Here is a 25,963-nt window from a genome sequence, read left to right on the forward strand (position 1 = left end):
CTACCTGTTAATCATCAATACGTTAGTGAGATTGCACCGCTTCGCTTTCATGCCATGCGCTGAGCGCCCGCCGCGACACCCAGGACATCACTCCAAACAGCGCGATACCGGCGAGGGAAATTAACAGCAGAGCGGCAAACATCAGCGGGATGTCCAGCTGGTAACCCGCCTGCAGAATCTGATAGGCGAGGCCGGTATTCGTGCCGCCGGTGCCGGCGACAAACTCCGCCACCACGGCGCCGATCAACGACAGGCCGCTGGAAATACGCAGGGCGCCGAAGAAATAGGGCAGCGCGGAGGGAATGCGCAGTCGCACCAGAGTTTGCAAACGGCTGGCGTGATTTAACCTGAAATAGCTCAGCAGGCCGGGCGATACGCTACGCAATCCCTGGGTGGTATTGGCGATAATCGGGAAGACCGCCATCAGGGTTGAGCACACCACCAGTGAGAGGGTGGCGTCTTTTACCCAGATAATGATCAGCGGCGCGATAGCGACAATTGGCGTCACCTGCAAGAAGACGATGTAGGGAAACAGCGCGGTTTCCACAAAACGGTTCTGCACCAGGATAAACGCAATGGCGGTGCCGATGACGATCGACAGGAGAAACGAGATCAGGGTGATCTTCAGCGTGAACAGCAATGACAGCAGCAGCGGCGTCAGATGCGTCCACAGACTTTCCACCATCACCAGGGGGGAAGGCACCAGAAATTGCGGAATGCGGAAATAGCTGACCGCCCCCTGCCACAGCAAAATCACCAGTACCGCGACGAGGGTTGGATAGAGAATTTTGAGAAAACGGGGATGATTAATCCACGGTGTCGATTTAGCGGGTTTCATATTATGGCTCCATACCGGATTGGCTTGCCTGTAAGAGACTGTCCTGCAGCTGCCGGGCATAGTGGGAGAATGACGGGCTGACGCGGAAATCCTCACTGCGCGGGAACGGCTCTCTGATGGCGATATCTTCGACGACCCGGCCCGGGCGGGCCGCCATCATAATCACCCGCTGAGAGAGGAACACCGCTTCATGGATCGAATGGGTGACGAATACCACCGTCAGGTTCTGCTCCTGCCAGAGACGCAGGAGATCGCTATCGAGCTTGTTACGCGTAATTTCATCCAACGCGCCGAAGGGCTCATCCATCAGCAGCAGTTTTGGTCGCGTCACCAGGCCACGGGCGATGGAGACGCGCATCTGCATGCCGCCGGAAAGCTCACGCGGCAGGACGTTGGCGAACTTGCCCAGCCCCACCAGTTCCAGAGCTTCGCTCACCCGGGTGTTGGCTTCCGCCCGCGGGACGCCGGCAAGATCCAGAGGCAGCCGAACGTTGCTGTGGACGCTGCTCCAGGGCATCAACGTGGCCTCCTGGAAAACGAAAGAGAGGGGGACCTGGGCTTTTTCCCGGCTATCGCGACGCCACAGCATCAGCTTGCCGTCGCTGGGCTCCACCAGACCGGCGACCATTTTCAACAGGGTGCTCTTACCGCAGCCGGAGGGGCCGAGCAGGGTAACAAACTCCCCCTGATTGATGGTCAGATTGACGGGCAGCAGCGCCCGGGTGCCGTTGCTGTAAATCTTCTCCGCCGACAGCACTTCGATGGCGGGGGCCGCGGACGGCTGAGCGAAGCGGCTGTCGCTCATGACGGTGAGTTTAGGGGCGGTATTCATGGCATGACTCCGGCATCTTTGACCATATCCAGGGTATAGGTCTGCTCAAAAGGCACTTTGCTGGCGTCGATAAGCTTGTTTTTCACCAGCATATCCCAGGTTTTTTTCAGCCGCGGTCGGGTGATGATACCGATGCCGTCGGTCATGGCGTCGCCGCCGGTGACCAGCTGATATTTCTTCATCTGGGCAATACCGAAGGCGATCTGCTCGGCCCCCATTTGCGGATTCGCTTTGCTAATTAGCTCATTTCCGGCGCCGGGATCCTGAAGATAGCTTTTCCAGCCCTCCATCGAGGCTTTAACGAACGCCGCCACGGCCGCCGGACGTTTCTTGATGGTGTCGGTCATACAGATAATCGAGTTGCCGTAGGGAGGGTAGCCCCAGTCGCTGAGCGGATAGACGTAGAACGGCTGCCCCCCTTTGGCGACGGAGAACGGCTCGGAGGTCACGTAGCCCTGCTGCACCAGATTTTTGTCCGCCAGGAACGGCTGGACGTTGAAGGTATAGGGGCGCACTTTGGCGCTGCCCAGCCCCAGCTCGTTCTTCGCCCACGGCCAGAAAGAGGTATAGGCTTCGGTGGCGAGCAGGAAGGTTTTATCTTTTAATTCTGCGGGGTTACCCACCTTATCATGGGTGATAAATACCGTTGGCGAGTGCTGAAAAACGGTGGCGACGGTGACGGCGTGCACGCCGGCCTGCCAGGTTTCCAGCGCCTGGCCGTTGTCGCCGAGGGTACAATCGGCCTGACCCGCCGCCATCAGCTGCATCACGTTGATCTGCGGGCCGCCCATTTTAATGTCGACATCGAGGCCGGCGTTTTTATACAGCCCTTTGGCCTGAGCCTGATAGAAGCCGCCGTGTTCCGCCTGGGCATACCAGTTGGTCAGGAAGGTAAACTTTTCCGCGGCGAGGCAGGATGCGGAGGTGGCGATGGCCGCAAGGGTCAGCATTGTATAAGCCGGAGTACGCATATTTTTCATCAGAGTTCCTTTTACTCAGCAACGGAAGGGGAAGGCGTGGACTGTACAAAGCCGTTCCAGTGGTGTTTTCCCCAGCTTGGTTCATGACGTACGACCCACTCCATGCGGTGGATTTCGCTAATCGCCTGTGCCCAGCTGACGGCCAGGGATTCAAGCAGCCCCTGGCCCTGTTCCAGAGTCGCCGGGGTCGGATCGCCGATGACGCCGCTGGGGCCAAAGTCGTAGGAGGCCCAGGCCGCCGCAGGGCGGCCTTTCGACAGGGTCGGACAGGGGAACGGCGGCGGAAAGTTAGCGACGGCGCGCTCCATATGGACGCACTCCGGCGCGAGGGCCAGCATCAGCGCTGTTTCGCTATGGCCCGCGTGCATCGCCATTGTCTGTTCCTGAGGGCTAAGAAACTGCTTTTCGCTATTGGGGACGTTGAACACATCGTGCGGGATGATGATCATATCGCCGTGGCGCAGGCGCATTTCCCGGGAGGCCATCTGCAGGACCTGCGGCTGGCCGCCGTGACCGTTGATCATCAGCAGCTTGCGAAAGCCGGCCCGATACAGGGATTCGGCTATCTCAAGGAGAGTGTGCAGCAGCGTGTCGCCGCTCAGGGTCAGGGTGCCGGGAAAATGCAGATGCTCGTCGGACTTACCGTAGGTAATTGGTGGGATGGCGTAGGCCGGGATATCCGCCGGCAGCCGGGCGAGAGCATGGCCCGCGACGCCGGAAGAGATGACGCTGTCCACGGAACAGGGCAGATGCGGACCGTGTTGTTCAATCGCACCGGTGGGGAGCACGATAACCGTATTGCTTTTGTCTGGCAGGTCGGCAATCGCCGTCCAGCTCAGAAAAGGGAGAAAGCGCTCTGCAGGAATATAACCGTTGATCATCGCTGTGCCTCTGGGTCAAGAATTATTGGGGTAACCAGACCGTTGCTTCAACTTCAATAAGCACCGTGGCGTCGGGCAGCATTTCGCTGACCTGCACCACGGTAGAAACCGGCGGCTGTTGGGGGTAAAACAGCTTTCTTACCCGGCTGTAATAGGGAAAATGGTCAAGATTGCGAAAGTACTGCACCAGTTTGATGACGTCGCTCATCTGCCCTCCCGCGGATTCCACGGTTCGGCGGATGCTTTCCAGGACGTACCAGCTCTGGGCCAGGATCGGTCCCTGTTTCGCATCCGTCGAAAACTCGCCCGTTTCTCCCAGTAGTTCCCGCACCTCCTCCGGCACATCCTGAAAGCCGTTGACGATGGTGCCGCTCAGCGGGTTGACCGGGATAATGCCGGAGAGAAAAATAAAATCGCCGGCTCTGCGCCAGGCGGCATACCGCGCCAGCGGAGCGCCCGCGCCTGCTTCAAGACTCATACGTCATCTCCTGTCGCCACACCCGCTGGTGGGTTAACCTGCCGCGGTTAACCACCAGACGAGCTGCGCTATTTAAAGGCCAGGTAAACATGTCGCTACCCGGGAAAATCACCAGCGTGGCCGCGTTGCCGACGGCGAAAGGCGCTGCGTCCTCCGGCGCACCGGTTAACGCCGCCCGGTCGCAAATCAGCCGCGACTGCCGGTCGAAAACATCGCTGAGCTGGGCGCTGAACAGGCCGCAGGCCAGGGTATCCAGCGGGTCATAGCTTCCCGCCGGGCAGAAAGCGTCCTGCACATTGTCGCAGCCGAGCAGGGTGGCAACGCCGGTGGCGCGGGCCTCCTGGAGTAGCGTGATCCCCCGCTGGCGCGGCGTGCGGCCAGTAACCGCATCCTGTAGCAGCAGGTTGGTCATCGGCAGGGCGATAAGGGTGACGGAGTGCGCTGCCAGCTGACGCAGGATCTTCTCCGCCTGCTCTTCGCTGCCGCAGGCCAGGGCGCAGCCGTGACTGCAGCAGATGTGTCGCGGAAAAGCGTGGCGGGAGAGGTACTCCGCCAGCCAGGCCAGCCCCCGGGGATTGTCGTTGAGCTCCTCATCGATATGCAGATCAAGATCCAGCCGCCAGCGGGCCGCGCTGCGTAGCAGGTTTTCCATGGCCGCGGGATCCCAGTTGGAGGAGTGGACAAAACCGCCGAGTAAGCCGCCTTCGCCGCTGTTGGCCACCGCCTGCGCAATGGCCTCCGCGGCGGCCGGGTCGGCAAACAGTCCCAGCGGCGCCAGCGCCACCCGCTCCAGGGTGACGCCGGGATGGTCCAGACGGGCGATTTCGCGCCAGGCATCAGGCGCGGCGGCGGTAAACCAGTCGATATGGGTGCGCAAATGTGTGACGCCATTGGCCGCAGCCCGGGCCAGCGCGGCGGACGCGCGGCGCTGGAGATCCTGTGCGGTCCAGTATCGGCGATCCTCGTGCATGGCGCGGATGGCGGCCAGCAGACCGGGTTCCGACGGACGGCAGCGTTCAATGGTATAGGTCTTATCCAGATGGGCGTGGGGTTCGACAAGGCCGGGCAGCGCCAGCGCGCCGCCGAGATCCCATAAGCTGAGATTCGGTTGGCCGGTTGGTGCTATCGCCGCGATCCGCCCGTCGGCAAAGGTCAGGTCCGCCGTCAGCGGCGCGCCGTTGTGCCGCGTCGGCCAACCCGCAGGCAGCGCCCATGCCGGGAGGCGGGCGTTGCTGACGCCGGCAAGCGGCGCGTGGCGTGAGGGGATGCGCATCGTCAATCTCCTCACAGGTCGAGGACCAGAACCGGCGTTTTCGAACGCGAACAGCACAGGGTAATCTGACTGTTGCTGGCTTTTTCTTCCGCCGTCAGGACGCAATCCCGGTGTTCAGGAATGCCGTCGATAACGTCGGTAATGCAGGAGCCGCATATTCCCTGCTCGCAGGAGAGCATGACCTCGACTCTGGCGTGCAATAATACCTGGGCGATGGTTTGTTCCGGCGCAACCGGCAGGCGCTGGCCGGTTGACGCCAGCTCAATATAAAAACTTTTATTTTCTGCTTCATTATTCAGCCCGACGGGAGTAAAGCGCTCAAAAAAGAATTGCGTGGCCTGCCAGTCATATATTGGCATCAGATCCTGTAGCCGCTGAATAAAGCCATCCGGGCCGCAGGCAATCACGGCGGTATCGGCTTCAGACACGGTTAAACAGGCGGGGATCCGGCGGCGCAAAGAGTCGCCCTCGTCGCTGCAATGGATAACGACATTTCCCGCCGCAGAGAGCTGCTCCAGCCGTGCGGTAAAGGCCGCGTGCCGGGCGGTGGCGACATAATAATGAATTTCAAAATCAAGCTGTTGCCGTGCTATCTCTTCAGCCATCGCCAGCAGCGGGGTAATGCCGATACCGCCGGCCAGCAGCAGGTAACGCCCGGCCGCCGGCAGCGGGAAATGGTTGCGCGGGCGGGAGATGGAGAGTCGGTCGCCGGGTTGAAGCTCATGGTGCAGATAGCGGGAGCCACCGGAGGAAATATCATCCAGCTTGACGCAAACTTCATAACTCTGGCGGTGGTCAGGTATCCCGCAGAGGGAATACTGCCGCGGGCCGATGCCGGGAATCATAATATCGATATGGGCGCCCGCAGAATAGCCAGGGAGTATTTTCCCGGCTGCGGGAATGAATTTTAATGACAGATTACCCAGCCCATTTGGGCTTATTTCCTTGACTGATACAGGAATCAGATCGCCGTCTTTCATTAACGTTTACCATCCCACATTAGGCCGTCTGCAGGGCAGCGAGGGTCAGCGAAGGGAGAAAACGCCCTCCGCCGTTGGCTGCCCGGTGTGTGAGTTAATCGGTGAAACGATTGTTTCTCCACTATGAATGCTACGGTATTGTGATAAAACTGTTGCGTCCAGAGCTTTGATTCGCACAACCCGTTGCAAAAAAGAGAGCACCCAGACCATGTTTGCATTCTCCCGTTTTCTGCTGTATTTCACCGAAGTGGCCCGCCAGGGGTCGTTTCGTAAAGCATCAGAGGCGCTGCATGTCTCGGCGTCTTCCATCGATCGTCAGATTTTGCGCGTCGAGAATGAGCTGGCGATGCCGCTGTTCGAACGCCATCCGACGGGGCTGCGCCTGACGGCCGCCGGGGAACTGCTGCTGCATGCGGCAAATAACTGGAAAAAGGACTTTACCCGGGTGTGTGAGCAGCTGGATGACCTGCGCGGGCTGCGGCGCGGGCATGTACGCATCGCCACTATCGATGCCATTAACCGGCATTTCTTTTCGGCGATGCTGAAGGAGGTGCATAACCATTATCCCAACATTTCTTTTACATTAACCACCATGAACAATATCAACATCCAGCAGGCGCTGATCTCGGGCGAGGCGGATTTTGGTATCATGCTCAACCCCCAAAGTTCCCGTGAACTGCAGGTCCGGGCCTTTGCCGAAATGAATATCGGGATCGTGGTGCCCAAAGGCCACCCGCTGGAAAGCCGCAGCGCCGTGCGGTTTAATCAGTGCATCGAATACCCGTTTATCATTCCTTCCGCGCCGCTGATGATCAGCGAACCGGTGGAGGCGCTGGTGAATATCAGCGGCAATGAGGTCAGGGAAGTGGCTGTTTCTAATAACATTCACATGATAAGAACCTTGATTAAAGAGCAGATGGGCATCGGTATTTTGTGTCGTCTGGATATTCTGGATGAGATACAGGCGGGCCAGCTGGCGTTTATTCCGATGACCGATCCACAGCTTAAACCTTTCACCCTGGCGCTATGTGTATCCTCCGCCCGACAGCTGTCGCTTGCCGCCTCTATGATGCTCAATCAGCTGGAAATCCTCTTCAGTCAGATTTGACTCGCAGGCACTAAAACATTCCACGGGCGCACTATTATGGTGCGCTTTATGTATTGATGAATCAAAGGTTGCATGAAGGTAGTCGCTGACAAAGCGCTATTCTGGCGGAGGCGCCGGGGATGAGATATGCCGATCGTCCCTGGCATAGTTTTTGTATAACTGAACATGAGTATAAGCGGTCAGTCCGGTTTATCCGTACGGGACATTGCTCAGTAACCATTTCGCGGTTCAATGTCGACCGGGGTGGGAGGCTGAGCCGTTGTCCGCTCGTCCTCTTTCCCGGCGTTATGAGGAGAGGGGCAATGAAAATACGTTCATGCATTCCCTGGGGCTACCGTATGCTGGGCCTGGTTGCCCTGAGCGGTATGTCTCTGGCCGTTCAGGCCGAGGATAAAATTGTGCTGCTGACCTCCTGGTACGCCCAGGCGGAGCAGGGCGGCTATTATCAGGCTCAGGCAACGGGGATCTACAAAAAATACGGTCTGGACGTCGAAATTCACTCCGGCGGCCCCCAGGTTAACGGCATGCAGCTGCTGTTATCAAAACGAGCTGACGTCATTATCGGCTACGATCTGCAACTGCTGGAAGGCATTCAGCGGGGATTCCAGGCCAAAGCCATCGCCGCCCCCTTTCAGTATGATCCCCAGGGACTGCTGACCCACGCCAATGTTACCTCGCTGGAGGGGCTGAAAGGGAGAACCATTCTGGTGTCCAGCTCCGGCCAGGCGACGTGGTGGCCGTGGCTGAAGGGGCAGTATCAACTGAATGATGCCCAGGCCCGACCCTATACCTTCAATATTCAACCCTTTGTCGCGGATGACAACGTCGCCCAGCAGGCCTACGTCAGCTCCGAGGTTTTCCAGGTGCAAAAGGCGGGGGTGAAATCGAACTTCTTCCTGTTTTCTGAACACGGCTATCCCCCCTATGGCGGCATTCTGATTGCCCGCCCGGAAACCATCGCCGATCGCAAAGCGGCGATGGTGAAGTTTGTGCGCGCGTCGATGGAGGGATGGGTGAGCTACCTGAATAATCCGGCCCCGGGAAATACGTTGATTAAAAAAGATAACCCCAAAATGACCGACGATCTGCTGGCCTGGGCCGTCACGCAAATCCGCCAGCATCACCTGATTGATGGCGGCGACGCCGCTACCGAGGGCTGGGGAACGATGACGGAAACGCGCTGGCAGAAGACCCGTGATTTTATGGTCAGAGCCAACCTGCTGGATGCCGCGACCGACTGGAAGCAGGCCTACACCACCGAATTTGTGCAGGATATGCAGGTTAAACCCTGAGGAGCGACGCCATGTCATTATTGATTAAAAACGCGCATGCCATCCTCAGCGGTCTCCCGGGGGATGCTGCGCGGCTGGCCGGGCCGGATATCCGTATCCGCGATGGCGTTATCGCCGCCATCGGTTCGCTGGCGGCGCTGCCGGAGGAGCGGCAGATCGATGCCCGGGACTGCGTGGTCTATCCGGCTTGGGTGAATACGCATCACCATCTTTTTCAGTCGCTGTTAAAGGGGGAACCCCAGGGGCTGAATCAAAGCCTGACGGCATGGCTGAGCGCCACGCCATACCGTTTTCGCGCCGCGTTCGATGAGCACACTTTTCGTCTGGCGGTGCGTATCGGGCTGGTGGAGCTGCTGCGTTCGGGCTGCGCCACCGTCGCGGATCACAACTATTTATACTGGCCCGATATGCCTTTCGACACCTCGGAGATTGTGTTCAGCGAAGGCGAGGCGCTGGGCATGCGGATTGTTCTGTGCCGCGGAGGCGCTACCCAGGGGCGAGCCGTTGAGCAGGATCTGCCGGTCGCGCTGCGTCCTGAAACCTTCGATGGTTATATGGCGGATATTGAACGGTTGGTTAAACGCTATCACCACCCTGGAGCCGGCTCCCTGCGGCGGGTGGTGATGGCTCCCACCACCGTGCTGCATTCCGCGCCGGGCGCCCAGCTGCGGGAGATGGCCAAACTGGCTCGTCGCCTGGGAATTCGGCTGCACAGCCATTTGTCGGAAACCGTGGATTATCTGGATGCCGCGCGGGAGAAGTTCGCGATGACGCCGGTCCAGTTCTGCGCCGAACATGACTGGCTGGGGAATGACGTGTGGTTTGCGCATCTGGTGAAGCTACTGCCGGAAGAGATCGCGCTGCTCGGGCAAACCGGCACCGGTATCGCCCATTGTCCGCAAAGCAACGGGCGGCTGGGAAGCGGGATTGCCGATCTGCTGGCGCTGGAAAAGGCGGGGGTGCCGGTATCGCTGGGGGTGGACGGCGCCGCGTCCAATGAAGCGGCGGATATGCAAAGCGAAGCCCACGCCGCGTGGTTGCTGCAGCGGGCGCGTAAAGGCATGCAGGCGCAGCCACGCTACGCCGGCGGCACCTTTGAGGGCGGCGCCGACGCCGCCACGGTGGAGGATGTGGTGCGCTGGGGAAGCGCGGGCGGCGCGCGCATCCTCGGCCTGCCGCAGTGCGGCGCCATCAGCGTCGGGATGCAGGCGGATTTAGCGATTTATCGCCTCGACGATCCGCGCTACTTCGGACTGCACGATATCGCGATTGGCCCGGTAGCCTGCGGCGGTCGGGCCTCGCTGAAAGCGTTGCTGCTCAATGGGCGGCCGATCGTTGAGGAAGATGTGATTCCCGGTCTGGACCTTGAGGCCATGCGTCGCGAAGCGCTGGCGGCGGTACGAACCCTACAACAGCGTGCGGCTGTTTAAACCCAATACAGGACAATCATAATGACGCAATCCATTCAGAATCAGGGCTATGCATTACAGGAACTGGAGAACGAAGCGCTGATGGGCGCGCCGGGGGAAGAGACGTTTACCCGCGAAGTCCGCTGCATCGATCTCTCAAATTTTGAGGAAAGGAAAAGTGAGATCGCCGATCGCCTGTGGGAGGCGGCAGTGGAGATTGGCTTCTTCCAGGTTAGCCATCACGGTATTCCGCTGGCGGATATCCGCCAGGCGTTCAGCATGACCGAGGCGTTTTTCGCCCTGCCCGATGAGGTGAAGGGGCAGTATCCGTTGGCCCGCAATGCCGGTTGGGAAAGCAAGGCGCAGGTCCGACCGTCGACGAAGACGCCGGATCAAAAAGAGTCATACCAGATTACCCGTCCGCTGATGGCGGGGCTGTGGCCCAGCGACCAGGAGCTGCCGGCGTTCAGAAAGACGATGCTGGAGTTTGAATCCCGGTGCTGGCAGCTGGGGATGAAGCTGCTGTCTTGCTTTGCTTTAAAGCTGGGGTTTCCGGAGTCGTTTTTTACCACCGCTCACGATCCGAATCGTGAAACCTACCAGAGCACATTGCGCATGCTGCACTACTACGCCAGCGACCAGGCGCAGCAGGGGATGTGGCGCGCCGGCGCCCATACGGATTTTGACTGCCTGACGCTGCTATTCCAGCGCCTGGGGCAGGGCGGGCTGCAGGTGTGTCCGGGTAAGGACCGCGAGAGCCAGCAGTGGACCAGCATTGAGCCTCGCGAGGAGGTGATCACCTGTAATATCGGCGATATGCTGATGCGCTGGAGCGACGACCAGCTCCCCTCTAACTTCCACCGGGTGAGAAGCCCGCTTGCGCATGAGTATCAGGGACCGCGCTATAGCCTGGCGTTTTTCTGTCAGGCCAATAAAGATGTCGAGATCCTGGGACCGCAGGCGAAATATCCGCCGATTACCGCGGAGGCCTATCTGCAGCAGCGTATTCAGGCCAATTTTGCCAAAGGATAGGTGTCCTGACGGCGGTCGTTACGCGCCGCTTCATGAAGCGGTCATAAAACAACAAACCACGCCATGGCGTGGTTTGTTGTTCATCGGGAGCGGCTATTCGCGAAACAGGGATTTCATTTTAATCGCCTGAACGGCAGCCGGTTAGCGAGCGTCTCTTTTTTATTTTATTGATAAATCGAGATGCGCGACTTTATATTATTTCCCGTTAAAGGATGTTAATTAATATAATAAAAACAGAAACAACATAGTCACTATATTAACATTACTCATACAATTCATTTTTTGTTTGTGAGCGATTTCATCATTTTTAAGCGGTAAATAGGGTATGGTTTAGCTGCATTTGACCTGACCTGGTGGATATCATGAAAAATAACTACAAATTACACGAATTTCTTGATGTTGACCGCCTGCAAACGCTGCAGGACAATTTTAGTAAATCCATGATGATTGCCCTGGTGGTGGTGGATCAGGAAGGTATTCCGGTGACGCGCCCCAGCGGGTTTTCAGATTTTTGTGCGCGCTCAAGGATGAATGACACGCTGGCCCGCCATTGCTATGACAGCGACAGCGCCGGTGGGCAGGTGGCCATGCTCGCCGGAGAGCCGGTGGTGTATCGCTGTTACTGTGGTTTTGTCGAGTTTGCCGTCCCCATCATGATTAACGATCACTATCTTGGCGCGTTTATTTCTGGCCAGGTGAAGGTCGAAGCTGAGAAAGAGCAAACCATCCCCTACATCCTGAATAATAATCATCTGTGGCAAGAAAATCCCTGGCTGATTAATCTGCATGAAAATACGCAGCGCATGCCTTATGAACGGTTCGAATCCACCGCCTACACGTTACTCCACGTCGCGTCATATCTGGTTGAGCAGGCTCATGCCAACAATATTCAGCGTGAACTGCGGCAAAAGGATCAGGAGTTAACCAACGAGTTGCGTAAACGGGTTGAAATTGAACGCTCATTACATGAAGCCGAGTTTAAAGCGCTTTCATACCAGATTAACCCTCATTTTCTGTTTAATGTGCTGAACACCATCGGTCGTCTGGCGTTTCTCGAGGATGCCAGCCGTACGGAAACGATGGTGCATGATTTTTCCGATATGATGCGCTATTTACTGCGCAAGAATAACAATGGCCTGATTACTCTTGGGCGGGAGATGAATTATGTGAATTGCTACATGTCAATTCAGAAGGTCAGAATGAATGAGCGGTTTGACTATGTTTGCGATATCCCCGAAAAATACAATGAAACAGTTTGCCCGTTCTTAATTCTTCAGCCGCTGGTGGAGAATTTCTTTAATTATGTGGTGGAACCACGTGAAACCAAAAGTCATATCGTTCTGCGGGCTAGTGACGATGGCAAGGATGTAATTATCGAAATCACCGACAATGGCGACGGCATTTCACCAGAGGATATTGAGCATATTCTCTCTGGCAAGCAGAATCGGCAGAAAGGGGGCATTGGTATTAATAATATTAAAAACCGTCTCCAGCTGTTATTTGGTGAAAGTTATGCTTTGCAAATTACCAGTCCCCATAAGCCGATGCTTGGTACCACCATAAAACTACGGTTCCCGATGGCCCCGGCCTGAGCCTGGAGTGTGTGAGTATGTACAATATTGTGATTGTCGAAGATGAATATATTGAATCCGAATCGTTAAAACGCATCATTTCCCGCTGCGTAGAGAACTCCGTTATTCATGAAGCGGCGACGGGAAAGAAAGCAATTCAACTCATCGATCGGCTTAGTCAAATAGATATGATGTTTGTGGATATCAACATCCCGCTGCCTAATGGTAATCAGGTTATTGAGTATCTCAAGCAGAAGAATACCGCGACCAAAGTGATTGTCACAACGGCAAACGATGACTTTGAAATTGTTCGCCAGATGCTAAGCCTGAAAGTAGATGATTACCTGTTGAAACCCGTGAAGCAAAGCATTCTGCACGATACTATCCGCAAAACGTTGCGGGTAGATGAGGAGGGGGCCGTCGCCACGCGTGAGCTGCGGCAGAGGATCCACGATCTGATTAGCCGCTGTGATTATCCTGGCTGGCACGAATTTTTACTTAATTTGCTTAATACGGCGTACGCGGAGCAAACCCCCGCTAGCGATCGGCCGAAAACGCTGACCGACGTTCTGGAACTGCTCCAGCAGCATCTTGCCGGTCTGGGGGATAAATATGCCCCTGGCCGTAACAAAATAGGCGCAATGATTCACAGCATTCACCAGCAGGGTTTGCCCGCCAGCCATTACTGGCGGGTGATGAGCGGATTGTTAAATATCAGTGGCGACATTTTTGAACAGCTGTTTAAAAGTACCTGTAGCAGCATGGATTTTGTTACCAGAGCATGTTTTCATATTGAAAAGAATATCCTGCAAAACATGACCCTCGATGATATTGCGGCAGAGTCCTTTGTCAGCCCATGCTATTTGAGCCGGGCGTTTAAAAAGAGCATGGGGACCGGGTTCTCAAGCTATATTACCAACCGTAAAATCGCCATGGCAAAATCGCTCCTGCAATTCAGTGATTTGAAAGTCAATACTATTGCACTGGAGCTTTCCTGGCAGGATGCCAATTACTTCTGCCGGATCTTTAAAAAAGAAACGGGGATTGCGCCGTCAGATTATCGCCGTCTCACCTCGTCGCAGGCGTGCTGATATTGCCCTGCCATTTTTTGCGCTTGCGCAACAGGGGAGCGCAAAAAAGTCCGCTATGGCGGCAAGATAGTTTATTCGCCGCGGCGCCGCGGGCCGCTAAGATGAGACTCTCTTCTTCATAAAGTGGCCCTGCCGTGGATGAATATGTTTTTACTTCGGAATCCGTTGCCGAAGGGCATCCGGATAAGATCGCGGACCAGATTTCCGACGCCATTCTTGACGCCTGTTTGCTCAACGATCCCTGGTCCAAAGTTGCCTGTGAATGTCTGGTAAAAACCGGCGCGGTTATTCTGGCCGGGGAAATCTCTTCCGCCGCGACTATCGATATCGAACAGATTGTCCGCGCGACCGTTAAATCTATCGGCTACGACCACTCCTCGAAAGGCTTTGATGCCGCGACCTGTGCGGTCATCAGCATGCTGGGCAGACAATCCGCGGATATTGCCGCAGGGATTCGCGCCAGCGATCCGCTCTCACTCGGCGCCGGCGACCAGGGGATGACGTTCGGCTATGCCTGCGATGAAACGCCGCAGCTGATGCCCGCGCCCATTCTGTACGCCCACCGGCTGATGGAACGGCAGGCGATGTTACGTAAAACGTGCCAGCTGGATGGATTATTGCCGGATGCCAAAAGCCAGGTCACGCTGTATTACGGCAACGGGCAAATAGGCCATGCCGATACCATCGTTATCTCAACACAGCACCGCGCCGATATCCCGCTCGCCACGCTGCGTGAAGCCGTGGTTGAAGAGATCATTAAACCGGTTATTCCGGCGCGCTGGCTGACATCAGCCACCCGGCTATTGATTAATCCCGCGGGCTCCTTCATCCACGGCGGCCCAGCAGCGGACTGCGGTTTGACCGGGCGTAAGATCATCGTCGATACCTACGGCGGCGCGGCATGCCATGGCGGCGGGGCGTTTTCGGGTAAAGATCCGTCTAAGGTCGATCGTTCAGCGGCCTACGCCGCGCGCTATGTGGCGAAAAATATCGTCGCCGCCGGGTTAGCTACGCGCTGTGAAGTTCAGCTGGCCTGGGCCATTGGCCTTTCCCGCCCGGTCGCGGTGCGCATTAACACCTTTGGCACAGGCAAAGTGGCGGCGCAACGTCTGCAGCAGCTGGTTGCGCATCATTTCGACCTCAGCGTTTACGGCATTATCCGTCAGCTCGATTTGCTGGCGCCACGTTACCGCCAGACGGCGTGCTACGGCCACTTCGGCCGGGAAACATTTCCATGGGAACGCACGGATAAGGCTGAGCAGCTGCGTGACGATGTCGCCGCGCCTCGGTGTGCGCCCCTGTGTCCCCCATTGCATTGAAAATAACAGGAGAAAGTTATGTCCGGGCAGAGTTTAGGCTTAATTGAAACCGTCGGCTTAACGGTGGCGGTAGAAGCCGCCGATGCCGCAATGAAATCGGCTAATGTCGGCCTGATCGGATACGAGCTGACGAAAGGCGGGGGACTGGTGACGGTAAAGTTTAGCGGTGAGGTTGGCGCCATGAACGCCGCCGTCGCTGCCGGTGTGGCTGCGGCCAGCCGGGTGGGGAGCGTCTACGCGTGGAAAATCATCGCCCGTACCGCAACCAGCATCGATAGCCTGATTGCCTCCACGGAAACCTGCGGTATTGCTCCCGACCCTGTGGCGGCCGCCGCGACAGTGCTACCCCCGGCGGCGGAACAGAAAGCGGTCGCCATTCCGGTGGTTAATGTCGAACCTGATATGACGGCGGCCTCTTGCGGTGAGCTAAGCGACAGCGTGTGCGCTGAGGCACCGCTAAGCGGAGAGTCCGCCACCCAGGCAAGCGAATCGCCGCAGCGTAGCGAGCAGGGTGATGAGACGGAAAATGGCGGCGATCGCATCATCAGTACGCCGGCGGAAAAGGCGGCGCCCAAACCCGCGCGTCCTCGTCCCAAAAGCCCCCGACGCTAACGTGATAATTGCCTGACGAGCCACCTGCGGGTGGCTTTTTTACGACGGAAGGATGACCCCGCTATGAGAACGGGCGGTGGGAAGGGAAGAACGGTCGATGGGAAGGATTATCGGAGGCCCGCCGTGGGGCAAACTCCGCCGCGGCCAGCAGGGGCTGGCGGAGTTGTGGGTCCCGGGAGCATCATCAAGGCGTGGGGTTATTCACCGTCTTGCCGGCTTTGGCGGCGGGCAGATGGCGTCCGATGCCAAAGCGGTAAATGGCCGCCCCGACGATCCCGCCCACCACCGGCGCAATCAGCGGGACAAGGAAGTAGGGAATCTCTCTACCGCCCGTCATCGCCATCGATCCCCAGCCGTTCAGAAAGGTAAACAGTTTCGGACCGAAGTCGCGGGCCGGGTTCATGGCAAATCCGGTGAGCGGCGCGGTCGCGGCGCCGATCACCGCCACCAGTAAACCGATTAACAGCGGTGCAAGCGGCCCTTTCGGCACGCCGTTGCCATCATCGGTCAGTGCCATAATAAGACCGATCAGCATTGAGGTAATGACGATTTCCACGAGCGCCGCCAGCCAGACGCTGATATTCGCCGCCGGATAGGTGGAGAATATGCTGGCCAGATACAGGCTGTCCTGACTGCCGCGTACCATTTGGTGGGCTTGTTCATAGTCGGCGAACATATTGTGGTAAAGGAGATAGGTGAGCGCGGCGCCGCAAAACGCCCCGGCCATCTGGGCCAGAATATAGGGCACCACTTTTTTGGCGTCAAAGCTGGCGAACATCCATAGCGCGATAGTGACCGCCGGGTTAAGGTGCGCGCCCGAGATGCCCGCCGTCAGATAGACCGCCAGAGCGATACCCAGGCCCCACACGATGCAGATTTCCCAAAGACCAAAGCTGGCGCCGGCGAGTTTTGCCGCGCACAGCACGCTGGTACCGAAAAACATAAATAAGCCGGTGCCCAGAAATTCCGCAAGACAAGGCCCGGTAACTGCTTCACGAGATTCACTCATAGTTTTTTCCTGTATTAAGCGATGCGTGGTTTCATCTCTTAACGCTGCTGGGGACAAAGGATAAGAGAGCTAAATCATGCTGCTGGTTAACCGCCGATATGGCAGTGAAACCCCATCGATTCGACGACTTTTTTCAGGCTGGCCATTTTGTCCTCGGGATGCGACTTTGCCTCGCCCATGGGATAAATGCGGCCCAGCAGGTTATATTTATTTTCACCAAAGGTGTGATAAGGCAGCAGATGAAGGGTATCAACGCCGGACATGAGCCGGGCAAATTCGGCAATGCTGCGAATCTCATCTGCGCTATCGTTGACGCCGGGAATGACGGGAATGCGAACAATAACGTGGGTGATAAAGGAAATACGGATAAGGTTTTCCAGAATCCGCTCGTTATTGACGCCGGTATTTTGTTCATGAACCACCGGGTTAATGGCTTTAATATCCGTCAGCGCCAGGTCAACCCACGGAAAGACCTCCTCAATCACCTCTTTGCTGGCCATCCCGGTGGTTTCCATCGCCGTGTGCCACCCTTTTGCTTTACAGGCTTTTAAAAGCTCACGGGCAAATTCCGCTTGTGCCAGCGGTTCGCCGCCTGACAGGGTAATCCCCCCGCCTGAACGACGAAACAGGTTCTCCTCTTTCTGTAATTCACGCATCACCTCGCTGACGGTCATGCGTTTCCCTTTCATTTCCAACGCCCGAGTCGGGCAGACTTGCGTGCATTTACCGCACTGAATGCAGCGCTCGCGGTCGATGAAAAAGGGATTGCCGGGGGAGAGCGCATGCTGCTGACAAACATCGACGCATTTTCCACAGCGGATACAATCGCTCTTTTTATAAATTAACTCAGGTTGCGGGCGCTGCGATTCCGGATTGCTGCACCACCTGCAGGCCAGCGGGCAGCCTTTAAAAAAAGGGATGGTGCGGATGCCGGGACCATCATGCAGGGAATAGCGTTGAATATTAAATAAAACGCCTTCGGTATCGTATTCGACTCTGTTCATAACATCACTCGTCAAAAAAGCGACCATCAGGCAACAGCAAGTCAGCCGCTAAAATCGGGTCTGATAAGGGGCCATGCGTACCAGTACGGCCCCGATCGGTAGGGCAAAATCAGAATTGCTGCTCGGTACGACTGATAATGTCATCCTGAACTTCTTTAGCCAGCACCACGAACTGAGCGCTATAGCCGGCGACGCGTACTACCAGGTCCTGATGCTGCTGCGGGTTTTTCTGCGCTTCCAGCAACGTGTTGCGGTCAATCACGTTGAACTGAACGTGCATCCCTTTCTTATCGAAGTAGTTGCGCACCAGCCCGCCGAAGTTACGCAGACCCTTTTCGCCCGCCAGAGAGGAGGGCAGGAATTTCTGGTTATAGAGGGTGCCGTTCGAGGCGATGAAGTGATCCAGTTTCGCCACCGAGTTGGCCGCTGCGGTAGGGCCAAGGGTATCTTTCCCCTGACGCGGAGAGACGCCGTCGGCCAGCGGTTCTTTCGCCAGACGGCCATCCGGGAGGGCGCCGACGTCCTTACCAAACAGAACGTTAGCGGATACCGGGTAGATCCCGGCCTGGAAACGGCCGCCGCGTGGGTTGGTATACTTCTCCACTTCCTGGCAATAAATCAGCGCGCAATGACGGGCGACGAGGTCCACGTCGTCGATGTCGTTACCGAAGCTCGGGGTGTTTTCCAGAATATGACGGATCTCTTGATAGCGGGAGCTGTCCGTGGCCGGCGCTGAGCCGGCGCTGGAGAGCTGGCGGTAAACTTCATTTTTAATCGCTGCCGGATTGAGCGAGCCGTGCTGGTCGATAATACGTTTGACCACGTCGTAGATATCCTGCTCGTCCAAAGAGGCTTTCGCCGACCCGGCATGAGGGTTCCCTCCTGACGGATAGCCGAAGTTAGCATCCAGCGCCCCTTTCAGCTCCTGCAGCGTCAGACGCCGATCTTCGAAGACCTGTTTCTGTATGGCATAGACGGAGTCGCCGGTATCTGCGATGCCGAAGGCCTGCGGACCGGTAAAGTTATAAATCGCGCCGCCTTCCTGCAGGGATTTGCCGCGACCAATACAGTCATCGACCAGCGCCGACAGGAACGGTAGCGGGCAGCGTTCGCCGTGGGCGATATCGACGCTGTTGCACGCTTCCACCAGCTGGTGGACGAAGTGCGCCATCTGTTGTTTGAAGGCGGCGTAGAAGTCGTCGATGCTGGTGTACTGCGTCATCTCGCCGGTGACCGGGCCGAGTTGTTGACGACCAGAACGGCCGTTGTTGAGGGTGATTTCCAGTACCTTCGCCACGTTGAAAAAGGCCGCGTCATGCCAGCCTTCGGTACGATGCGGCGCCTGCGGCTCCACGCAGCCGATAATGCAGTAGTCGCGGGCGTCATGCAGCGATACTCCGCGGTTTTGCAGCGCCGGAATGATCACCTCGTCGTTGTACATCGCCGGAACGCCAAGACCAAGCCGCACCAGTTCGCAGGCGCGATAGAGAAACTCATCCGGCGTGCCCTGCCAGACGCGAATGGAGAAGGAGGGCTGCGGCAAACGGACGTGGGCCGTCGCTTCCATGCACATATAGGTCAATGGGTTGGTGGCATCGCGACCGTCCTCGGTCTGACCGCCAACGCACAGGTTCTGGAACACGGCATAGCCGGCGAAGGCCTGGGCGGAAATCTCATCGCGCGTTTTGTTGATATCATTCAGTTTGATCCAGCAGCAGTCCACCAGCTCCTGGGCAAATTCGCTGCTGATGGATTTATCCGCCGCCAGATAGGGATACATATACTGATCGAAACGGCCGGGAGAAATAGAGTGGCCGCTGGATTCAATCTGCAGCATGCTCTGTATAAACCAGAACGTCTGGCAGGCCTCCCAGAACGTCGTCGCGCCGTATTCCGGCACGCGGGTACAGTTTTGCGCAATGTGCTCCAGCTCGCGCTGGCGTGCAGGGTCGCGCTCTTCGCGGGCAAGACGAGCGGCTTCCTGGGCATAGCGGTGCGCAAAATTGATTGCCGCCTGATAGCTCAGAATAACGGCGTGATAAAACTGCTCTTTTTTGATGTAATCCGAGGTGCCGCGATCGAGGTTTTCCAGCGCGCGGGTCGCTTCATCGATGATTCCGCGAAAGCCGATTTTCAGCACTTTGCCATAGTCAACGCTGACGTGCCCGACTCCGCCGAAGAAGTAGTTACCCACGGTGAACACGCCGTTGCCCATACTCTCTTTTGTCCCTGCGGACATATAGGACGCCGCCAGCGAACTGGTGGTTTTACCCGGCCAGTATTGAAAGGCCTGGCGCAGCTCGTCGGCCGTTTTCTTCTCAATGATAAACGGGTCGGCAACCCGTTGCGCCATGGTTTCGAACTCTTTTTCGACCCAGTCGTAGGAAAATTCAGGGCAAATTTCCGTCGAACGTGGGTTGATGGTGACCGCGCCGACAATTAATTCATCAGGACGGATGGTCACCGGCAGTTCATTGAATATTTTCTCAACGACTTTTGCCCGCCGCATAATCGCGGGAAGGTGTTCATTCTCTTTATAAGCTTCGGTTGCCAGTACCGCACGTTCAGATTCCACATAAGGTTTAGCCTGCAGAATCATATTTTTCAGTCTTACCACACGATCGGTCGGATGAGTAAAGCCTTTCTCTAACATACAATAACTCCCGAAATAATATAAGCGTGATTCATTAACCACACCTGAGTTGTGTTACCTGACGGCAGTGACGGGTACGCTAGCTAATAATGTTGCTGCCGATTAAACGAATAAATTGACGTAATATTTCCGGGTGCCCCATCCAGGTGGCGGCGGTGACCAGGTTACCGTCCTGGACGGCTTCATGATTCGCCGCGTTGATCCAGATGCCACCGGCCAGTTCAACTTCAGGCTTTAAGGTGAAATATCCCGTCAGCTTCTTTTCTTTTAATACGCCGGCGGCCACCAGAATTTGCGGGCCATGACAAATTGCCGCAATAGGTAGCGCAATATTATCCGCATAGTGAATAATATTTAATACCGTTCTGTTGAGACGTAAATATTCTGGCGCACGACCGCCGGTTATATAAATTCCACAATATTCCTGCATCCTGATTTCATCAAACGAAGCGGTTAAGCGGAATAAGTGACCCGGTTTTTCGGTATAGGTTTGATCGCCTTCAAAGTCATGAATCGCGGTCTTAATATATTCCCCGCTGCGTTTCCCGGGGCAAACGACATCAACTCTGAAACCTAACATGCTTAATGCCTGCCATGGCACCATGACTTCATAGTCTTCAGAGAAATCGCCTGCGAGCAGCAAAATTCTTTTCATAAGCGAACTCTCAGAATGTACTGTCATCATCCTCAATAATACGCATGGCCTCATGCACCGCGGCGATCTCGCCAAAGATGGCCAGCGTCGTGATATGCTGCGGGCAGCTACCGAAGATCTCCGATACCGCAACGTGCGCGCTTTTACTTGCCAGATCGGCGTAAAAGTACAGATCCGCTACCGGCAGCATCACCAACCCGATCGCGTCAATGCGGATGCTTTCCAGCCGGTTGCGCGATTCTGAAGGCATCCGCCGTTTTAGCATGGCCAGCGTTTCCGGCATCGGCGCGTTGATAATGCGTTTTTTCATGGCTGGGCCACCTACTGTGCTGCTGTCAACGAATATTGAGCGCTTCAACCATCACGCACCGGCGATGTCTGGCGAAATTGCGCGCCGACGTCAGCCCTTCACCGGTCGGGCCGGCAATAGTAAACGTGGCGTGCCCCTCGCCCCCGACGCCAAGTCCGGCATATGAGGGACCGTTTTTTACAAAAATCGTGGTCTGGATCTGTCGCGCCATTTTGGTGAGTTTTTCGACGTTGGTCGAGTGCATCATGGCGGTGTGGCGATTGCCATGCTCGACCTTTACCGCCAGATCGATCGCTTCATCGACATTCTCTACCCGGACCACCGGCAGAATCGGCATCATCAATTCGTGTACCACGAAGGGATGGTCGCGTTCGGTTTCAATCAGCACCACTTTGATCTCTTCCGGCACGCTAATGCCAATTTGCTGCAGAATGTAGCGGGCGTCTTTGCCCACAAACGCGGTGTTCGGGCCGGTCCCTTTTTCATTCAGCACCAGCGCCTGCAGTTGCTGAATCTGCTGCCGGTCGCACAGCAGCCAGGCGCCGCTTTTTTTCATGCAATGGATCAGGTAGTCAGCCGCTTCATTGACGACAATGACCTCTTTTTCCGCCACGCAGGGGAGGTTGTTATCGAAGCTGCAGCCGTTGATGATATCCCGGGCGGCTTTCTCAATATTCGCGGTCTCATCCACCACCACCGGAGGGTTGCCCGCGCCCGCGCCGATCGCCTTCTTACCGGACGACATCACGGTTTTCACAATCGCCGGTCCGCCTGTCGCCACCAGCATATTGATCCGCGGATCGCTGATTAATGCGTTGGTGTTGGCAATCGACGGGCTGGCGACCGTCACCACCAGATTATCAGGGGCGCCCAGGCGGGCCAGCTGCTGGTTGATGAGGGAGACGCAGTGCAGCGAAACATGGCGTGAACGGGGATGCGGGCTGAACACCACCGAGTTGCCCGCCGCCAGCATGCCGATGGTGTTGCAGATAATGGTCTCCGTCGGATTGGTGGTGGGGGTGATCGAGCCAATGACGCCATAGGCGGAGTATTCGCTCAGCGTCAGGCCGCCGTCGCCGCTCTGTGCGGAGGTGACCAAATCTTCGACCCCCGGCGTTTTTTGCGCGGCAACGCGGTTTTTCACCAGCTTGTCGGCATAATTACCCATCCCGGTCTCTTCCACGGCCATGGTGGAGAGAGTTTGTAAGATGTCCTCCTGCAGGAAAAACTGGCGAATGCCGCCAACAAAACGGGCGCGATCCTGCATTGAACAGTGGCGATACTGGATTTGCGCCTGCTGCGCTGCCGTAATGGCTTCGTCCATCGTCGCAAAAACGCCCTCCGCGGATGCGCTGTCGCCGGCGGTTGCGGGTCCGGCATGGCTTGCCAGCACGCTGGCGACAATCGCTTCGATGCTCTCCCGGTCGAGAGGCGAGGCGGCGATCGGGGCGCTCTGCTCGGGCGCTGGCGCCGTCGTTTTGCTGTATTTACTCAGCACGCGGGAGACGGCCTGAGTAATTTCAAGATCGTTCATGCTGTATATTCCTTACTGCGCTAGGCACGCGTTTTTACCCATCATCAAATGTACGGCGTGGTGGTCGATTTGAGCGGGGCCGGATCGAGGGTCGCCAGCAGCTGCTTCCCGACGTCCCTGGCGGCAATGACCGCTTGCCGCACCGCACCGGAATCGCCGGCAAAAGTGAAGATCACCTCATTACTGAAGCTGGTGCCGTGCGCCGGGCTGGCGTATCCCACCGGCTCGATGACGGCGGCCTTGGCGGCGGCATCAGCCACCACGACGCCAATCGCCGCCGGAGAGGCGCAGGTCAGACCGAAGGATTTACCCAGCGGCGCGCCAAATGCCTTATTAAGGGCGCTGCTGGCGCGCGCGGTGTACTGGAACTCCAGATGACCTGCCGGCGAGCCATAGACATCGCCCATGGTGCGTTGAATTTCGCCCAGCGCTACTTCCACCGCGCGGCGAACATCGGACACATCGGAAGCGCCGAAAATAATCAAGCAGCCATGGCCGCCGCCGCCTTCGGTATCGCGAGCCAGCTCAATAGAGAGAATTTCGCTGTTGGTGGCTTTAATCGCTTCATCCGCGGCAAAGATATGCGGGCCGGCCCCGGTGCGGGCGCCAAGAATACCGATTGAGCGATATTTCTTGTCGATATTCATGACTTCATGTAATTGATGGTCGACATTGGCAATAACCAATCCGATAGTATGCCCGAGGGCGGTACCGACAAATTCTGTTAAACCGCAGCCGATAACACTGGCCACCGTTTTATTATTTGTGCTCGCATCAGTCTGTTTATTCATTACTTCAGATATAATCTGTTCAACAAGATTATCTCTCATGGTCAGTATCCTCTGGCTGTATTAACTGACGGCTTTCGGCAGGATTTTTTCCACTTCAATATGCGGGCGCGGAATAACGTGTACGGAGACCAGTTCCCCGACTTTGCCTGCCGCCGCCGAACCAGCATCCGTGGCCGCTTTTACCGCACCTACATCGCCGCGAACCATGACGGTTACTAACCCTGAGCCAATTTTTTCATAGCCAACCAGGGTGACGTTAGCAGATTTAACCATGGTATCTGCGGCTTCAATTGCGGAAACCAGACCTTTTGTTTCAACCATACCTAATGCTTCTTGTTGCATAACGACCTCAATATTCCAGGTGAGAGTAAAAGCAAGTCATGAAATAACCGCGCGGGTTGCATTCATGTACTTAATAAATTCATGCACTACGATGTTATTGCGCTCAGGACAAAATGTTTTGCCCGCCAGAGAGACTTTCTTGTTTTTCGCTATTAACCCGGACAATAAAATCCTCCCCGGCAAGATCGGGGCGGCGAGTTGCTCAGGCCACGCTCTCTAACCGGGCAGCGAGCGCGGCCGCATCTTGCGCAATCATCTGTTCTTCATTGGTGGGTATCACGGCGACAATGGGATGGCCGGGCAATGAGATAACCCCCTCCCGGCCGGCAAATATTTGCCCATTCTTCACGCTGTCGAGATGGACCCCAAATATCGCCAGCCGTTTAGCGGTGAGCTCCCTCACCAGCGCCGAGTTTTCGCCGATGCCACCGGTGAAGATCAGCGCATCAAAGCGGTGTAACGAGGCCAGATGGGCGCCAAGATGGCGGGCAAGCCGGTGAACCATGACATCAATCGCCAGCGTGGCCCGAGGATCGCCGGTGCTGCGCGCTTCCTGTAGCGTGCGACAGTCGCTGGAGAGGCCGGAGAGACCGAACAGCCCCGCATCGTTATTGACCATGCGGTAGAGCGATTCGATGGTCTGCCCGGTACAGCGGGCGATATAGGCCGCGGCGCCAAAATCCAGATCGCCGCAACGCGTTCCCATCACCAGCCCCTCCAGCGGGGTCATACCCATCGAGGTATCCACGCTTTGCCCATTTTTGACTGCGCATACCGAGGCGCCGTTACCCAGGTGCGCAATCAAAATGCCGTGGTTAGCGGGATCGAGTTTCAGACGCGTCACGGCCTCGGCGGCGATAAAACGATGAGATGTGCCATGAAAACCATAGCGTCTGACCTGATGCTGCTGCAGATACTCAAGCGGGATGGCGTAGGTATAGGCTTCTGGCGGTAGCGTCTGATGGAAGGCGGTATCAAACACGGCAACCTGCGGCAGCTCTGGCAGAAGCGTCATGGCCGCCTCAATGCCGATCAGGTTGGCGGGATTATGCAAAGGCGCCAGCGCCGAAAGTTCCCGAATGCGGCTAATCACCGCCGCGGTAAGGCGTACCGATTGTTTGAAGTCACTGCCGCCGTGGGCCACCCGATGGCCGATGGCGCACACGCGGGCGAGCAATGCCTGACTTTCGAGTGTCGCAAAGAGGGTGGTTAACGCGCAGTGATGGCTGGCATCGTCAAGCCGCCCGGTCGTTTTGTTACCCTCCGCGTCTTTAAACGTCATGCAGGCATCTTCCAGCCCCAGCTTTTCCGCAATCCCGGAAAGCAGCGGTGCGTCCTGGCCGCGTGGCATGACTGAGAATTTAAGAGAAGATGAACCACAATTAATAACCAGAACCAGTGAAGCTGACGACATGATAACCCCTGTCTGTAGCAGTCTTTTTAGAAAGACCCATTGCATGGTGTGAGTGAAAACTGTTCACGGCTGAAACGTTCGAGAGTCAAACGCGCAATGGCGATGTCTTCCTCGACGCTCCCGCCGCTGATGCCAATCGCGCCGAGCAGTACGCCCGCGGACCAGCAGGGGAGCCCGCCGCCAAAGCAGCAGATGCCCGGTGCGCTATGCAGGCCGTAAAGGCTGGCGCCAGGCTGTACGTGCGCGGCGAGCTGATGGGTCGGCATCTTCAGCGCCACCGCCGTCCAGGCCTTTTGCGTTGCGAGCGTATGGCTGATAAGCAGGGCGTTTTCCATACTAAAGAAGTAACGCTGCTGACCGCAGGCATCCACCAGACTGAACACGATGGGCACATTGGCGGTCTCTGCGGCATCCGCGGCATATTTTGCCAGCGATGCGGCATTCGTCAGGCTCAGCGAGCCATGGCGCGGGGCGAGCTGGCGCGCAATCGCTTTGTCGATACGGTGTTCCAGTTCGTTATTCGGCGTCGGGAGCATGGTGTTTCCTCGCGGTGAC

The 25,963-nt window shown here is 56.8% G+C and carries 25 protein-coding genes; 8 read left to right on the plus strand and 17 right to left on the minus strand.

The window, feature by feature from the left end:
* Positions 1 to 22 precede the first annotated feature (22 nt).
* From ACI2JR_RS13400 to ACI2JR_RS13430, 7 genes are read right to left on the minus strand one after another with little or no spacing between them, the layout of a single operon-like run.
* Complete coding sequence (locus tag ACI2JR_RS13400; protein ID WP_132724522.1) at positions 23 to 838, minus strand: ABC transporter permease; 816 nt, start codon at positions 836 to 838, stop codon at positions 23 to 25.
* 1 nt (position 839) lies between these two features.
* Positions 840 to 1,670 (minus strand): ABC transporter ATP-binding protein, encoded by an 831-nt coding sequence (locus tag ACI2JR_RS13405; protein ID WP_132724520.1) that lies wholly within the window; start codon positions 1,668 to 1,670, stop codon positions 840 to 842.
* Positions 1,667 to 2,650: an ABC transporter substrate-binding protein gene (locus ACI2JR_RS13410; protein ID WP_462478756.1), complete on the minus strand. Its 984-nt coding sequence runs from the start codon at positions 2,648 to 2,650 to the stop codon at positions 1,667 to 1,669. The genes ACI2JR_RS13405 and ACI2JR_RS13410 overlap by 4 nt, the downstream gene beginning before the upstream one ends.
* An 11-nt stretch (positions 2,651 to 2,661) precedes the next feature.
* Positions 2,662 to 3,531 (minus strand): creatininase family protein, encoded by an 870-nt coding sequence (locus ACI2JR_RS13415; protein WP_462478757.1) that lies wholly within the window; start codon positions 3,529 to 3,531, stop codon positions 2,662 to 2,664.
* Positions 3,532 to 3,553: 22 nt separating this feature from the next.
* Complete coding sequence (locus ACI2JR_RS13420) at positions 3,554 to 4,009, minus strand: RidA family protein (protein ID WP_132724514.1); 456 nt, start codon at positions 4,007 to 4,009, stop codon at positions 3,554 to 3,556.
* A complete protein-coding gene (locus ACI2JR_RS13425; RefSeq protein WP_462478758.1) occupies positions 3,999 to 5,282 on the minus strand; it encodes an amidohydrolase family protein in 1,284 nt (427 codons plus the stop codon). Before ACI2JR_RS13425 ends, ACI2JR_RS13420 begins: the two co-directional genes overlap by 11 nt.
* A gap of 11 nt (positions 5,283 to 5,293) precedes the next feature.
* Entirely contained in the window at positions 5,294 to 6,262 is a 969-nt protein-coding gene (locus ACI2JR_RS13430) for a PDR/VanB family oxidoreductase (RefSeq protein ID WP_462478759.1), read from the minus strand.
* Between the two features lie 208 nt (positions 6,263 to 6,470).
* Between ACI2JR_RS13430 and ACI2JR_RS13435 the strand changes: the two genes are divergently transcribed.
* The 8 genes from ACI2JR_RS13435 (at position 6,471) to ACI2JR_RS13470 (ending at position 15,696) form a co-directional block, all read left to right on the plus strand.
* The gene (locus ACI2JR_RS13435) at positions 6,471 to 7,370 is read left to right on the plus strand and encodes a LysR family transcriptional regulator (RefSeq protein WP_462478760.1); all 900 of its coding nucleotides are present in this window, start codon (positions 6,471 to 6,473) and stop codon (positions 7,368 to 7,370) included.
* 302 nt (positions 7,371 to 7,672) lie between these two features.
* Positions 7,673 to 8,662: an ABC transporter substrate-binding protein gene (locus tag ACI2JR_RS13440; protein ID WP_462478761.1), complete on the plus strand. Its 990-nt coding sequence runs from the start codon at positions 7,673 to 7,675 to the stop codon at positions 8,660 to 8,662.
* An 11-nt stretch (positions 8,663 to 8,673) separates the two neighbouring features.
* The gene (locus ACI2JR_RS13445; RefSeq protein ID WP_132724504.1) at positions 8,674 to 10,092 is read left to right on the plus strand and encodes an amidohydrolase family protein; all 1,419 of its coding nucleotides are present in this window, start codon (positions 8,674 to 8,676) and stop codon (positions 10,090 to 10,092) included.
* Positions 10,093 to 10,113: 21 nt separating this feature from the next.
* The gene (locus tag ACI2JR_RS13450) at positions 10,114 to 11,103 is read left to right on the plus strand and encodes an isopenicillin N synthase family dioxygenase (protein WP_132724502.1); all 990 of its coding nucleotides are present in this window, start codon (positions 10,114 to 10,116) and stop codon (positions 11,101 to 11,103) included.
* A gap of 362 nt (positions 11,104 to 11,465) precedes the next feature.
* Positions 11,466 to 12,695: a PocR ligand-binding domain-containing protein gene (locus ACI2JR_RS13455; protein WP_462478762.1), complete on the plus strand. Its 1,230-nt coding sequence runs from the start codon at positions 11,466 to 11,468 to the stop codon at positions 12,693 to 12,695.
* 17 nt (positions 12,696 to 12,712) lie between these two features.
* Positions 12,713 to 13,765, plus strand: coding sequence for an AraC family transcriptional regulator (locus tag ACI2JR_RS13460; RefSeq protein WP_132724498.1), 1,053 nt, complete (start codon positions 12,713 to 12,715; stop codon positions 13,763 to 13,765).
* A gap of 134 nt (positions 13,766 to 13,899) precedes the next feature.
* Positions 13,900 to 15,084, plus strand: a complete 1,185-nt coding sequence (gene metK, locus ACI2JR_RS13465) for a methionine adenosyltransferase (RefSeq protein ID WP_462478763.1) — start codon at positions 13,900 to 13,902, stop codon at positions 15,082 to 15,084.
* 18 nt (positions 15,085 to 15,102) lie between these two features.
* Entirely contained in the window at positions 15,103 to 15,696 is a 594-nt protein-coding gene (locus tag ACI2JR_RS13470) for a BMC domain-containing protein (RefSeq protein ID WP_462478764.1), read from the plus strand.
* A gap of 184 nt (positions 15,697 to 15,880) precedes the next feature.
* Here the strand turns inward: ACI2JR_RS13470 and ACI2JR_RS13475 are convergent, their stop codons facing one another.
* From ACI2JR_RS13475 to ACI2JR_RS13520, 10 genes are all read right to left on the minus strand, one after another.
* Complete coding sequence (locus tag ACI2JR_RS13475; RefSeq protein ID WP_462478765.1) at positions 15,881 to 16,705, minus strand: MIP/aquaporin family protein; 825 nt, start codon at positions 16,703 to 16,705, stop codon at positions 15,881 to 15,883.
* An 86-nt stretch (positions 16,706 to 16,791) separates the two neighbouring features.
* Positions 16,792 to 17,709 (minus strand): glycyl-radical enzyme activating protein, encoded by a 918-nt coding sequence (locus ACI2JR_RS13480; protein ID WP_132731388.1) that lies wholly within the window; start codon positions 17,707 to 17,709, stop codon positions 16,792 to 16,794.
* A 109-nt stretch (positions 17,710 to 17,818) separates the two neighbouring features.
* Positions 17,819 to 20,362, minus strand: coding sequence for a glycyl radical diol dehydratase GrpM (gene grpM, locus ACI2JR_RS13485; RefSeq protein ID WP_462478766.1), 2,544 nt, complete (start codon positions 20,360 to 20,362; stop codon positions 17,819 to 17,821).
* Positions 20,363 to 20,441: 79 nt separating this feature from the next.
* On the minus strand, positions 20,442 to 21,017 hold the full coding sequence (locus ACI2JR_RS13490) for a DJ-1/PfpI family protein (RefSeq protein WP_132731390.1): 576 nt from the start codon (positions 21,015 to 21,017) through the stop codon (positions 20,442 to 20,444).
* A 10-nt stretch (positions 21,018 to 21,027) separates the two neighbouring features.
* Complete coding sequence (locus ACI2JR_RS13495; protein WP_132731391.1) at positions 21,028 to 21,327, minus strand: hypothetical protein; 300 nt, start codon at positions 21,325 to 21,327, stop codon at positions 21,028 to 21,030.
* A gap of 25 nt (positions 21,328 to 21,352) precedes the next feature.
* Positions 21,353 to 22,861, minus strand: a complete 1,509-nt coding sequence (locus ACI2JR_RS13500) for an aldehyde dehydrogenase family protein (protein ID WP_462478767.1) — start codon at positions 22,859 to 22,861, stop codon at positions 21,353 to 21,355.
* Between the two features lie 44 nt (positions 22,862 to 22,905).
* Positions 22,906 to 23,691 (minus strand): propanediol utilization microcompartment protein PduB, encoded by a 786-nt coding sequence (pduB, locus tag ACI2JR_RS13505; RefSeq protein WP_132731393.1) that lies wholly within the window; start codon positions 23,689 to 23,691, stop codon positions 22,906 to 22,908.
* A 21-nt stretch (positions 23,692 to 23,712) separates the two neighbouring features.
* On the minus strand, positions 23,713 to 23,994 hold the full coding sequence (gene grpH / locus ACI2JR_RS13510; protein WP_004863596.1) for a propanediol utilization system shell hexameric protein GrpH: 282 nt from the start codon (positions 23,992 to 23,994) through the stop codon (positions 23,713 to 23,715).
* 202 nt (positions 23,995 to 24,196) lie between these two features.
* Positions 24,197 to 25,408, minus strand: a complete 1,212-nt coding sequence (tdcD, locus tag ACI2JR_RS13515; protein WP_462478768.1) for a propionate kinase — start codon at positions 25,406 to 25,408, stop codon at positions 24,197 to 24,199.
* 26 nt (positions 25,409 to 25,434) lie between these two features.
* Positions 25,435 to 25,944 carry a heme-binding protein gene (locus ACI2JR_RS13520; RefSeq protein ID WP_462478769.1) on the minus strand — a complete coding sequence of 170 codons (510 nt, stop codon included), beginning with the start codon at positions 25,942 to 25,944 and terminating at the stop codon, positions 25,435 to 25,437.
* Between the last annotated feature and the right edge of the window lie 19 nt (positions 25,945 to 25,963).

The sequence above is a fragment of the Klebsiella sp. NPDC088457 genome (genome assembly GCF_044900465.1).
In the GTDB taxonomy this organism is placed as follows: domain Bacteria; phylum Pseudomonadota; class Gammaproteobacteria; order Enterobacterales; family Enterobacteriaceae; genus Klebsiella.